The organism is Winogradskyella helgolandensis (assembly GCF_013404085.1).
GTDB classification, from domain to species: Bacteria; Bacteroidota; Bacteroidia; order Flavobacteriales; family Flavobacteriaceae; genus Winogradskyella; species Winogradskyella helgolandensis.
Genome location: NZ_JABFHO010000001.1, coordinates 2,045,001 through 2,057,393 on the forward strand (window position 1 = coordinate 2,045,001; position 12,393 = coordinate 2,057,393).

General features: G+C 33.2%; 11 protein-coding genes and 2 pseudogenes. 10 read left to right on the plus strand and 3 right to left on the minus strand.

Features of this window, described 5'->3' with window-relative positions; genetic code table 11:
• Positions 1 to 25: 25 nt before the first annotated feature.
• The 3 genes from HM992_RS08375 to HM992_RS08385 all read left to right on the plus strand — a co-directional run bounded on the left by HM992_RS08375 (position 26) and on the right by HM992_RS08385 (position 4,112).
• Entirely contained in the window at positions 26 to 571 is a 546-nt protein-coding gene (locus HM992_RS08375; RefSeq protein ID WP_179319343.1) for a T9SS type B sorting domain-containing protein, read from the plus strand.
• Between the two features lie 35 nt (positions 572 to 606).
• On the plus strand, positions 607 to 2,331 hold the full coding sequence (locus HM992_RS08380) for a porin family protein (RefSeq protein WP_179319344.1): 1,725 nt from the start codon (positions 607 to 609) through the stop codon (positions 2,329 to 2,331).
• Between the two features lie 116 nt (positions 2,332 to 2,447).
• Complete coding sequence (locus HM992_RS08385; protein WP_179319345.1) at positions 2,448 to 4,112, plus strand: amidohydrolase; 1,665 nt, start codon at positions 2,448 to 2,450, stop codon at positions 4,110 to 4,112.
• A 137-nt stretch (positions 4,113 to 4,249) separates the two neighbouring features.
• On the opposite strand, the pseudogene HM992_RS08390 reads toward HM992_RS08385, so the two are convergent.
• Positions 4,250 to 4,558, minus strand: a pseudogene (locus tag HM992_RS08390) (GxxExxY protein).
• 80 nt (positions 4,559 to 4,638) lie between these two features.
• A complete protein-coding gene (locus tag HM992_RS08395; RefSeq protein ID WP_179319346.1) occupies positions 4,639 to 5,337 on the minus strand; it encodes a class I SAM-dependent methyltransferase in 699 nt (232 codons plus the stop codon).
• A gap of 71 nt (positions 5,338 to 5,408) precedes the next feature.
• Between HM992_RS08395 and HM992_RS08400 the strand changes: the two genes are divergently transcribed.
• From HM992_RS08400 to HM992_RS08425, 6 genes and pseudogenes are all read left to right on the plus strand, one after another.
• Positions 5,409 to 5,903, plus strand: coding sequence for a YkgJ family cysteine cluster protein (locus tag HM992_RS08400; RefSeq protein WP_178984561.1), 495 nt, complete (start codon positions 5,409 to 5,411; stop codon positions 5,901 to 5,903).
• 53 nt (positions 5,904 to 5,956) lie between these two features.
• On the plus strand, positions 5,957 to 6,859 hold the full coding sequence (locus tag HM992_RS08405) for a hypothetical protein (RefSeq protein WP_179319347.1): 903 nt from the start codon (positions 5,957 to 5,959) through the stop codon (positions 6,857 to 6,859).
• An 11-nt stretch (positions 6,860 to 6,870) separates the two neighbouring features.
• Positions 6,871 to 7,314 carry a hypothetical protein gene (locus HM992_RS08410; RefSeq protein WP_179319348.1) on the plus strand — a complete coding sequence of 148 codons (444 nt, stop codon included), beginning with the start codon at positions 6,871 to 6,873 and terminating at the stop codon, positions 7,312 to 7,314.
• 2 nt (positions 7,315 to 7,316) lie between these two features.
• Positions 7,317 to 8,160: pseudogene (locus HM992_RS08415) on the plus strand (sterol desaturase family protein).
• A gap of 28 nt (positions 8,161 to 8,188) precedes the next feature.
• Entirely contained in the window at positions 8,189 to 9,022 is an 834-nt protein-coding gene (locus HM992_RS08420; RefSeq protein WP_179319349.1) for a glycerophosphodiester phosphodiesterase family protein, read from the plus strand.
• A gap of 160 nt (positions 9,023 to 9,182) precedes the next feature.
• Positions 9,183 to 9,617, plus strand: coding sequence for a hypothetical protein (locus HM992_RS08425; protein ID WP_179319350.1), 435 nt, complete (start codon positions 9,183 to 9,185; stop codon positions 9,615 to 9,617).
• Positions 9,618 to 9,619: 2 nt separating this feature from the next.
• On the opposite strand, the gene HM992_RS08430 is transcribed toward HM992_RS08425, so the two are convergent.
• Positions 9,620 to 10,900, minus strand: coding sequence for an exo-beta-N-acetylmuramidase NamZ family protein (locus HM992_RS08430; protein WP_179319351.1), 1,281 nt, complete (start codon positions 10,898 to 10,900; stop codon positions 9,620 to 9,622).
• A gap of 8 nt (positions 10,901 to 10,908) precedes the next feature.
• On the opposite strand from HM992_RS08430, the gene HM992_RS08435 reads away from it, so the two are divergent.
• On the plus strand, positions 10,909 to 12,141 hold the full coding sequence (locus HM992_RS08435; protein ID WP_179319352.1) for an ABC transporter permease: 1,233 nt from the start codon (positions 10,909 to 10,911) through the stop codon (positions 12,139 to 12,141).
• The last annotated feature ends 252 nt before the right edge of the window (positions 12,142 to 12,393 follow it).

Sequence of the window (12,393 nt, forward strand, 5' to 3'; positions counted from 1 at the left end):
AAATTCGAAAAACTAATCACAAGCAATGATAAAATTTAAAAGTTTCATAATATATATATCATTTTTACTATTGACGATTCTAGTCATTTCATGTGGAGATGATGACAATAATCAAGGAGAAGAAGATGTGTTCTCGGGTTGTTGTTCTGGATTAACTGCATTTGGTGAAGATGTAGACAATTTAGATCAATCTCAAGGTGACATAATAGCTGATAATATTTTTACGCCAAATGGAGACGGAATCAATGATTATTTTCAAATAGAAAATATAGAATTATATAATAATCATGAAGTTACTATTTATTCTATTGATGATGAGGTTGTGTTTCAAAGTACTGATTATGGTTCAGGTTTTAATAATTTTTTTCCTGTTCAAACTCAGGGGTATTTTGGAGTAGATGGATTAGCCGATGGAACTTATAAATACAAAATTGTTGTAGAAAATGAACAAATATTCAAAAGATCAGGTTTCTTTTGTTTATTCACTAATAATCCATCTATTGAACAAAATTTCGCAGAATGTGATCCCTTACAGCCAGGGGAATTCGATCAGATATTAACTGGTTTATAGAGTTAGATAGTTTCAATCAAATCAAAATAATACACATGAAAATTAAACATATAATCTTAGCAATTTTCACTTTAAGTTTAACTTTTAGTCATGCTCAAGAAACAGATACTATAGCAGACCAAACGGTTAACGTTATAAAACCATATACTCCAACAATTTCGGATGCTTTTAAAATTAAGGATCATCCAAAATTGAATGATTCAAATGCGGTAAAGAAAAAGGAAATTAAGTATAACATTTTTTCAATTCCAGTAGCCTCAACCTTTACACCTGCTAAAGGTAAGGCGGCAACTGTAGATAGAGCCAAAGCTATAAAATTATATGATAATTATGCTTCAGTAGGTTTTGGGTCTTACACCACTATATTGGGTGAGGTTTATCTCAATCATGAGTTAAGTAGAGATGAAAATGTGGGAGGCTATTTTAGTCATCATTCATCACAAGGTGGTATAGATGATTTGGTGTTAGATGATAATTTTTCTAAAACGAAGTTGAATGCCTACTATAAAAAAAGTGATAGAGATTTTACATGGCAAGTAGATGGTGGATTTAATTTGCAAACCTACAATTGGTATGGTGTCTCTCAAGATTATTATTTGGAAAATGATCTAGATGATCTTGATGCTGGCCAGACCTATAATGACTTTTACGTTGGTGGTAAAATTGATTTTGAAGATGCTATTGTTAAAGATGCAAGTCTTCGATTTAGACGTTTTGGAGATATTAATGATTCTGGAGAAAATAGATTAGTTGCTAAAACTAGTTTTGATTTTCCTATTCAAGATGAAATTATTAATGCAGAACTTTCAGTCGATTATATTGGTGGCACTTTTGATAGAAATTTAGCGAATACAGCTGAAATTAATTATGGAAATGTGTCATTAGGATTTGCACCGTCTTACCAAATGACTCAAGATGATTTAACCTTAGATTTAGGTGTGAAATTAGTCTATCTTAATGATACAGAGTTTAGTGAGAGTAAGTTTTATATATATCCAAATATTGAAGCATCTTACCGTTTAGTTGATGAATTATTAATTGCTTTTGGTGGACTCAAAGGAGATTTAATCCAGAATTCTTATTATGATTTCGTAAATGAAAATCCATTTGTGTCTCCGTCTTTATTCATTACACCCACCGATCAGCAGTATACAACGTTTGTTGGTGTAAAAGGGAAACTGACAAATAGTATCGGTTACAATTTAAAAGCGAACTATGCCTCAGAAAAGAATAAAGCCTTGTTTAAATCAAATCCGGCTTCAAATGATCCATTAAGGGAATATCAGTATGGAAATTCGTTCAGCGTAGCCTATGATGATGTGACCACCTTTTCAGTAGCAGGTGAGTTGAATGTAGACTTTAATAGAAATTTTACTTTAGGTTTAAAAGGAGAGTTTTTTGCGTATAATACAGATAACCAATCTGAAGCATGGAACCTACCAGATCTAAAAGCCTCATTATTCTTAGATTATCAAATTTCTGAACAATGGTTCGCTGGATCAAGCTTGTTCTTTGTAGGTGAACGTAAGGATCAGAGACTGTTTGTAGATGAACTAAACGCATTGAATAATACAGTTACAACAGTCTCTTTAGATAGTTATTTTGATATCAATGCCCATGTCGGTTATAAAATAAACGATCAGTTGTCTGTTTTTGGTAAAGCCAATAACATCGCAAGTCAAAATTACGAACGTTGGTTAAATTTCCCAGTGCAAGGTATACAAGTGCTTGCTGGAGCCACTTATCAGTTTGATTTTTAAACAGAAAGATCATTGCGAACAGCGTGAAGTAATCTGTTAATTTTATTGTTGTAATTTATAAGCGTTCCAATTTGGAGCGCTTTTCTTATTTTTACATATCACTAAACCAGCAACAAATGAAATCTCAGCATTATAATCATTCATTTACTAACGTTATTAAAAGAAGTAAAAAGGTAATCTTGTTAGCCGCTATTTGTGCTATCTTTTCGTGTGAAAAAGATAAACAACAAGTAGATTTAATCGTCACTAATGCAAATATCTATACGGTTGATGATGCTTTTAGTAAAGCAGAGTCATTTGCTGTTAGAGATGGAAAAATCATAGCCGTTGGTACCACCTCCGAAATAGAGAAGACGTACAAAGCCAACGATACACTAAATGCAGATGGTAAAACCATTGTTCCGGGATTTATAGATGCACATTGCCACTTTTTAGGATTAGGTTTTAACCAGCAAGTCGCCAATTTGGTTGGTTCTAAAAGTTTTGAGGAAATGATGAAACGCGTGTTGAATTTTCAAAATAAGCACAACAATGATTTTGTTTTAGGAAGAGGTTGGGATCAAAACGACTGGGAAGACAAACAGTTTCCGAATAAAAATTTGTTAGATAAATTATACCCAAACACTCCAGTGGCTTTAACGCGTATTGATGGCCATGCCTTATTGGTCAATCAAGCAGCACTAGACTTAGGAGGTGTAACTGTGGATAGTAAAATTGAAGGAGGTGAAGTTGTGATTGAAAATGGTAAACTTACAGGAATTCTCATAGATAATGCTGAATATTTAGTGATGGAACATTGGCCAAGACCGACTAGAGCAGATATGACGAATGCCTTGTTAGAAGCACAAAAATTATGTTTCGATCTTGGTTTAACAACGGTTGATGATGCGGGATTAACTAAAGAAGCGATTGAAATTATTGATAGTCTTCAAAACACAGGTGATTTAAAAATGCGTATTTACGCGATGGTATCTGCGTCTGAAGATAATTTAGATTATTTTTTAGATCAAGGGATTACTAAGACTGACCGACTAAACGTGCGTTCTTTTAAATTTTATGCCGATGGAGCTTTAGGATCTCGAGGAGCCATGCTTAGAGAACCGTATTCTGATAAACCAGGCCATTTAGGCTTGTTAGTGACAGATTTAGAAACATTAAGTCAGTCCGCGGAGCGTATTGCAAATTCCGAATTTCAAATGAATACACATGCGATTGGAGACTCAGCAAATCATGCCGTATTGCAAACTTATAATAAAGTTTTAGCGGGAAAAGAAGACCGACGTTGGCGTGTAGAACATGCACAGATTGTATCACCTGAGGATTTTGAGTTGTATAAAAATGTAATGCCATCCATTCAGCCAACCCATGCGACGAGTGATATGTATTGGGCAGAAGATAGAGTAGGAGCAGAACGTATAAAAGGAGCTTATGCCTATAAGCAATTGTTGGAAGCTTACGGAAAAGTCGCTTTAGGAACTGATTTTCCTGTGGAGCAAGTAAGTCCGTTTTTAACATTTTATGCTGCTGTTGCCAGACAAGATTTAGAACAGTATCCTGAAGGTGGTTTTCAGATTGAAAATGGACTAACTAGAGAAGAAACCTTAAAAGGTATGACGATTTGGGCAGCCTATTCTAATTTTGAAGAGGATGAAAAAGGAAGTATTGAAGTTGGGAAGTTTGCAGATTTTATTGTCTTGGATAAAGATATTATGACGGTGAATGCTAAGCAGATTCCTAATATTAAGGTGTTGACGACTGTGGTTGGTGGTGAGGTGCAGTAATTATATGTTGTTGCACAAAGTTCCACAAAGAAGGCACAAAGCTCCACAAAGAAAATGACTCTTGAATGAAATTTTTATAGAATCACGCGTCGTATTCCTTTTTTAAGTGTGGTGACATGAAAGTTTAAAAGCAATCCTTATTTATAATTTCCAAGTTTTAAATAGGTTAAAACTTGTGCTAAATGAACATCAGAGAACGTTTCAATAGTTTTAATTTCTATGACTACTTTGTTTTCGACAAGTAAATCAATTCTATAACCATGATCCAACTTTATGTCTTTCTAAACAATAGGTAATGTTTTTTCTTTTATAACAGCAAGACCTGCTTTCTTCAATTCATATAATAAACACTCTTGATAAGCTGATTCTAATAATCCTGATCCAAGTTGTTTATGCACTTCTATTGCACAGCCTAAAATGATATGTGATAATTTATTCTCATCCATAGGTTTAAAAGTATCGAATTAATTTTAAATACACTTCGGTGTCTTTTGTGCCTTCTTTGTGGAACTTTGTGAAATAGCCACTAAAAGAGCCTTGCCAAATAATCAAAATGCTCACCATCCATAACCTTTTCACACTTCAAACCAACGGTTAAACACGCTGTTTTCAGCGTTTCAAAATCGAGATACAACCATTTCATAGGGGTTTCTTTTTCGGCTTTATATGACAGGAAATAATCTAATTCTCCAGGATAGCCTTGGTTGAGGTCTAGCCACATGCCTCCATCGTCATCTTCGTACATATAAGAAATATCAGAAGAGTCTATTAAAATTTGACCATCAGGATTTAAAAGCGATTTCAAATGCTTCAAATAGTGAGCTACTTGTGATAATTCTTGAAAAATCCCTGTACCATTCATCAATAGTAAAATGGTATCAAAATGTTCGGTTTCTTCTAAAAGTGGTTTTAATTCAACATTTAATACACCACGTTTCATAGCGACTTCAACCGCACCTTTTGAACTGTCAATCGCTTTTATTGTAACATCTTTTTCTTGTAACCATAACGCATGACTTCCAGCTCCACAACCCACATCCAACACCTTTCCTTTTGATAATTGCAACGCGGTTTGTTCTAGTTTTGGCATTTCAGAATAACTTCTAAATAAATAAGGAAGTGGTAAGGAGTCTTCATCTGAAATATTTGTAGATGTGATGATATCCTCAGAATATTTGCCATTCTGATAATCTAATAATGCTTTTCCAAAGAGATCTTTACTCATAGTTATTCGTTAGTTCGAGTGATTTCCATTTTTATCGAAATTGTATCGAGAACTTTAATTAAATTTGTTTTATGCAAGATCAAATTAATAATCTTCCTAAGCTCGCCAAAGATAAGCATAAGGAGAATAAAACCTTTTTTACGAAGCTAAAAAAGAAACCGCCAAAGCAGTTGGATTATTTAATGCAAGAGTTGCATGAGGAGGAGTTTGAACGTACAGATTGTTTAGAATGCGCAAATTGTTGTAAAACAACAGGGCCTTTATTTACGCCAAAAGATATTCAGCGGATTTCGAAGTTCTTTAAAATGAAAGAGCAGCAATTCATTGAAACGTATTTGCGCTTGGATGAAGAAAACGATTATGTATTACAATCCGTACCTTGTACATTTCTAGGATCGGATAATTACTGTTCAATTTATGACGTGCGACCAAAAGCATGCAGTGAATTTCCGCATACTGACCGAAAAAAGTTTCAGCAAATTTCTAATCTAACGTTGAAGAATGTCGCTATTTGTCCAGCAGCGTATAATATTGTAGAGGAAATGAAAAAGAGAATTCCGTTATAATAAGTCTGCCTTCGGAATAATTTTTGATGCTTAATTGAATTAAAAAAAAGACTATGAATAAATTTATTATTAACGTTCTATTTCTATTATTTGCTTTCCATCTATCGCATTCTCAAGCATGGATGACCAATTTAGATATAGCTCAAAAACTAGCCTTAACTCAAAACAAAATGGTGTTGATGGTTTGGGAGGAAAGCACCAAATATCCATATGGTGTATTAGCCAATGACGAGAATGGGAAAACTATTTATATAGAAAGTTTGTTTGAAAGTGAGGTTATAAGTCCTATAATCTGGGAGCATTTTGTACCCGTAATTGTTAGTGAGTATAAATATGCAGACTTATATGGTGAAATAAAGGATAAGCGATCACAAAAGTATATTAATAAGTTTAATGATGATTCTATAAAAATTATGGATGTTAATGGTAACATTTTAAATGTGTCCAGTGATCCAGAGAGTTTTCAAAATATCACAACTATAATTAATAATTATGCTTTAAATACTGATTATGTTTCAACTGAGTTAATTGGTTATAAGACTCAAAGGGATTTCTATTCTTCATTTTATTTGGCTTCAAAATATTTTGACTTTTCATTGTATATGAAAGATAAAATAAGATCAGAATTCATTGATTTAGGAATTATTTATTTAAATGAAGCTACAGGATTTATCGCCACGCAGCCAACCGAAGATCAATTGGCGTTAACACAACGTGCAGCGCTTTTAGACCTTCAACAGTATTTAATTTTAAAACGACCAAAAAAGGTACTCAGACAATTAAAACGAATGGATGCTGAAGGCATAGAGCCAAATAATGAGTCGTTTGTAGCTTTTTTATATTATACGGCATATCAAATTTTAAACGATGTAACTAACGCAGCATTATGGGAATCTAAAATTTCTTCAGTAAATTTGAAGAAAGCGCAATTACTTATTAATTTGAATCGTAATTAAGTTCTATAATAATGAAAAAAACGACTATTCTGTTAGTGTTGGTATTTGTATTTAACTGTTCATCGGATGATGATAGTTCTACAAGTCTCGATTTAAATCTATTATATGGTCAATGGTATCGCGTAGGTTTGTGTCAAGAGCAAAATAGTTTGTTCTTAGATGCAGATGGAACCTATGAAAGTTTCAGATCAGGAGCTGTAGATTGTGATGATTCAGAACCAGATACTTATAAATTTACAGGAACCTATACCATAAATGGTAACTTTTATAGACCTAACGAGCTTACTCGCGAACTTATTATTGATGGTACAAACCTTACTGTTTTTGATTTTGAAGACCCTAACCTTAAGAGGGAGATAATTGAGCTGAACGAATCATCATTGGTTATTAAAACTTATATTGATAATGGCAATAATAGCATTGATTTACTAGGGGAATATTCATACGAGCATTAAATATGGAAGATATTATCACATACTTTGAAACGATTCCTTCTTCTCATAGAAGTCTTATTCTTGTTGGAGGTCTTACTTTTTTCTGGTTATTAGAAGGAGGTATTCCATTATTTAAGTTTAAGTATAAAAAAATGGAGACATGCGGTTCCGAATCTGTTTTTTACGCTGACCACGATTATTATAAATTTCGCCTTGGCGTTTTTATTGTTATGGATGTCAGATTGGGTAAGCGCAAATAATTTTGGAATTATAAACTGGTTGCCACCAATGCCGTTATGGTTATATGCTTTGCTAGGAGTTGTATTGCTCGATTTTTTTGGAGCGTATTTAGCTCATTATGTAGAGCATAGAGTAAAACCGCTTTGGATGGTGCACATCGTACATCATACCGATCACAGTGTAGACACAACCACAGGAAATAGGCATCACCCAATAGAAAGTGTAATTCGGTTTTCATTTACGTTACTTGGTATTTTTATCGTTGGTACGCCTATTGCTTTGGTGATGATTTATCAAGCGCTATCACTTATATTTACCCAGCTTACGCATGCCAATATTAAAATGCCAAAAGGTTTGGATAAAGCATTAAGCTATGTTATTGTATCTCCGGATATGCATAAAATACATCATCATTATAGATTGCCATACACGGATTCTAACTTTGGGAATATCTTTAGTATATGGGACCGGATTTTTGGAACCTACATGTACATGGAACGAGAAAATTTGATTTATGGAGTCGATGTGTTTCCGGATGAAGTTAAAAATGGAAACATCAAAGAGTTACTTAAACAGCCATTCCAAAAATATGAAACACCAACACTTTCAACAGATGAAGAAATTTAGTGTATGTATTGTTTTAATACTACTATGTATGAGCTGCAATTCTGAAAAACAAGTGGATATTCAAGGGCATAGAGGTTGTAGAGGTTTACTACCTGAGAATTCCTTGCCCGCTTTTGAAAAAGCGATTGATTTGGGAGTAAACACCTTGGAATTAGATATCGTAATTTCTAAAGACCTTAAAATCGTGGTCTCTCATGAGCCTTATATGAATCCAGTGATTTGTTTAACTCCTAAAGGAGACACCCTTCCCAATAATTCAGCAAAAGATTATAATTTATATAATATGAATTATGATGACATTAAACAATTTGATTGTGGCTCAAAATTTCATCCCACATATCCTGAGCAAGAAAAACAAAAGACCTACAAACCGTTATTATCTAAAGTTTTCGATCTAGTAAAAGCCAAGAAATCAAATGTTAAGTTTAATATTGAAATTAAATCGGAAACTTCATATTATGGCATTTTTACGCCACAGCCAGAAGCGTACGTGAAATTGGTTTTAGATGAGATTGAGTTAAATGGCATGTTGAGCCGTGTGAATCTTCAATCTTTTGATGTAGAAATTATTAGAGAAATAAGAAAACAAGATCCTAGTATACACATTGCGCTGTTGGTAGATGAAGGTGAAGAAATTTGGAGCAAAATTTCACAATTAGATATGGACAAGCTACCTGAAATTATAAGTCCGTATTTTAAACTTTTAGATTCTATAAAGGTTAGAAATTTACAAGCTGAAAATTTTAAAGTCATACCTTGGACGCTTAACGAGGAAGACGATATGAAACAAATGTTGTCTTGGCAAGTTGATGGTATTATTACAGATTACCCAAATAAGCTTATTGAAATTATTGAAAACTAGGTTGTTAACAGAATTTTTAGTAAAAATTACAGTTCCTCTGTTATTTATGTAGTTTGTGGATATTCTTATGAATTTGACTTAAAATCGTGTTATGTTTAGTCGGGATTAATTACATATTGTTGAGTTATCACGCATGTTGTGTAACTTAAATAATACGATTTTGAAAAATTTAATACGCATTGGTCTCGTCATCATCCTCATTTTTTTATTAAGCTTTACACTTCAAGCACAAGAGCCGTTTGCTAAGCTGGAAAAAAACAGAAATGTTCAAGCAAAAGGTTTAATCCATGAATTAAACACTACAAAAGATACGCTTATCCTAAGGAGCGATAATAGCATTACATCCTTATATACCATAAATCAGGCATACGAACGTGAACTCGATTTTAAAATTGATTCAATGTCATATAAGTTGCCATTACACAAATTATCTAAAGGCAAACATGTGTTTGTTGTAAGTCAATCACAAATAAAAATTGTATTTGTAGTATACCTATTACCGACTACTCCTAAAGAAGATTCAGAAGACCTTGACATTAGATATAAGGTTGGTATTAAAGAAACAGATATGAAAATTACCATTTGTAACGGTTAGTGTTATTCGTAAATAAGATAATTACGTCTTGTCAACCTAAAAGCAGCAATACCATCTTGCCAAGTCTCCTTAATTTCAGCTTCATTTAAACCCGCTTCAATCTGTTTTTGCAATGTTTCTGTCCCTGCTAATAGTGTAAAAAAGTCTGTGAAAAAAGCCTCTTTTGGTGCATTCTGTTTATTCTCATTGTAGAACTCTATTAGCCACTTAAAATTCAACCCATCTAAATGAGTATTCTCAGACAAATCATAACCATAACAGATTTTGTTTTCGTGTTTTGGATATTTTGCACCTTCATTTGGTTTCGGTGTAAATTCAAATGTTGAATTATCACGATTAAAAAATGGAGACCCAACTACTTGAAATTGTTTATCTGTACCGCGACCAACGCTGACATTTGTACCTTCAAAAAAGCATAAACTCGAATATAAATTAATAGCAACATCATTAGGTAAATTAGGTGAGGGTTTTATAGGAAGGCTGTATCGTAAATTATGCTCATAATTCTTAACAGGAATAACACTTAAAGCACATGTAACTCCATTTTTTAACCACTTTTCTCCATTGATCATATTTGCATACTCACCAATTGTCATACCATGAACCACAGGAATTGGGTGCATACCAATAAAACTAGTATGCTCCATTTCTAAAATAGGACCATCAATATAATGTCCATTTGGGTTTGGTCTATCTAATATTACAACAGGAATATTTTGCTCTGCACAAGCTTCCATAACATAATGCAAACTAGAAATATAAGTGTAAAATCGCGCACCTACATCTTGGATGTCAAATACTACAATATCTAGATCTTTCAGCTGTGCTGCACTCGGCTTTTTGTTTTTGCCATAAAGAGAAATAATAGGCAACCCAGTTTTGGTATCTAGACCATCTTTTACCAATTCACCAGCATCTGCAGTACCTCTAAACCCATGTTCTGGAGCAAATACTCGTTTTACATCAATATTTAAACTTAATAAAGAATCCACTAAATGCGTATGGCTGTCTTCATTGAAGACCACACTCGTTTGATTGGCAACCACACCAACACGCTTTCCTTTTAATAGAGGTAAATATAATGCTGTTCTGTTAGCACCAACAATAGGTTTGTCTATTTCATTTGTTGCATGTAAAGTCCCAGAAAAGTCGTTTACCGCTAAAGTATCAAGCTTTGTGTTTCTTGCATCCTGTTTTACACTATTTCCACATGAAAATGTTACAGCGGAAATCCCAATAATTATAGAGAATAAAACTGTATTTTTGAAAACCTTTAAAAGCATATCTAAGAGTGAATTTCGAGTTATTTATAGCTAAACGCATAATTGGCAATAAAACGTATAAAAGTAGTGTATCGGCACCAATAATTAAAATTGGTATCGCAGCAATTGCAATTGGTATTATTGTAATGCTTATTGCTATTGCGACCGGAATTGGCTTGCAACAAAAGATTAGAGATAAAGTTGTGGCATTTAATGGTCATATAGAAATCACCAATTACGATACCAATGCTTCAGATGAATCACAGGTACCTATTTCTATCAATCAAGATTTTTATCCCAATTTTAAGGATGTTGAAGGTATAAAACACATCCAAGGTGTTGCTCAAAAATTTGCTGTAATTAGAACTGAAACTGATTTTGAAGGAGTTGTTGTTAAAGGAGTTGGACCGGATTATAATTGGGATTATTTTGAAGAATTCTTAGTTGAAGGCCGCCTTCCAGATTATACAAAAGAACGCAACGAAGACATCCTTATCTCTAGTTATTTAGCCAATCGTTTAGGGTTTAATATTGGTGATAAATTTCAAACCTTGTTCGGGAATCCTTTAAATGACAGTCCTCGTATTATGAGTTTTGAAATTGTTGGGATTTATAATTCTGGTTTTCAAGAGCTCGATGAAAAATTTTGTATTGCAGATTTAAGACATGTGCAACGACTCAATAAATGGGAATCTGATCAAATAGGAAGTTTTGAAGTTTTTATTGATGATTTCTCGCAGATTGAAGAAAAGACGCTTGAGGTCTACAAAACAGTGCCATCCTTAATGAATGCAAGATCTATTACAAGAAAATACTACACAATTTTTGAATGGATTAAGATTTTTGATAATAATACCTATGGCATTATTGCTATTATGATTATCGTTGCTGGCATCAACATGATTACGGCTTTACTCGTTTTAATTCTAGAGCGAACTCAAATGATAGGCATCCTAAAAGCCTTAGGAAGTTCAAATTGGACAATTAGAAAAGTCTTTCTTTATAATGCGTCTTACTTAATAGGTTTAGGATTACTGTGGGGAAATGCGATAGGTTTAGGTCTCTTGTTTGCTCAGAAATATTTTAAACTATTTCCGCTAGATCCAGATACCTATTACGTTAATAATGCTCCCGTTTACATCAGTTGGGATTATATCATTATTTTAAACATTGGCACATTTGTAGCTTGTTTATTAATGCTATTAATTCCATCAATTATTATTTCCAAAATTTCACCAGTTAAGGCGATTCGGTTTGATTAAAAAGCACTTAGAGTTAGTTGATTGATTTTCGTTAAGACGTTTAAATTTTACAAAAAATGAACGGTGAGATTCTGTTTTTTTACCGATGCTTGTGAACATTTTTTATCCCATGCAAATTAGGATTTTTACGAGATTTTTTAATTAGAAGAATTAATCTGAATTTTAATAAAAACTCTCCGTGAATCTTAGCGTATTCTCCATAAAATTCCGCGAAACAACTTAAGCTTTTAAACATTGTTTCTCAGCGCCTTT

Coding starts and splice junctions, on each gene's coding strand:
- HM992_RS08375 (WP_179319343.1), top strand. CDS start 26: ATGATAAAATTTAAAAGTTTCATAATATATATATCATTTTTACTATTG.
- HM992_RS08380 (WP_179319344.1), top strand. CDS start 607: ATGAAAATTAAACATATAATCTTAGCAATTTTCACTTTAAGTTTAACT.
- HM992_RS08385 (WP_179319345.1), top strand. CDS start 2,448: ATGAAATCTCAGCATTATAATCATTCATTTACTAACGTTATTAAAAGA.
- HM992_RS08395 (WP_179319346.1), bottom strand. CDS start 5,337: ATGAGTAAAGATCTCTTTGGAAAAGCATTATTAGATTATCAGAATGGC.
- HM992_RS08400 (WP_178984561.1), top strand. CDS start 5,409: ATGCAAGATCAAATTAATAATCTTCCTAAGCTCGCCAAAGATAAGCAT.
- HM992_RS08405 (WP_179319347.1), top strand. CDS start 5,957: ATGAATAAATTTATTATTAACGTTCTATTTCTATTATTTGCTTTCCAT.
- HM992_RS08410 (WP_179319348.1), top strand. CDS start 6,871: ATGAAAAAAACGACTATTCTGTTAGTGTTGGTATTTGTATTTAACTGT.
- HM992_RS08420 (WP_179319349.1), top strand. CDS start 8,189: ATGAGCTGCAATTCTGAAAAACAAGTGGATATTCAAGGGCATAGAGGT.
- HM992_RS08430 (WP_179319351.1), bottom strand. CDS start 10,900: ATGCTTTTAAAGGTTTTCAAAAATACAGTTTTATTCTCTATAATTATT.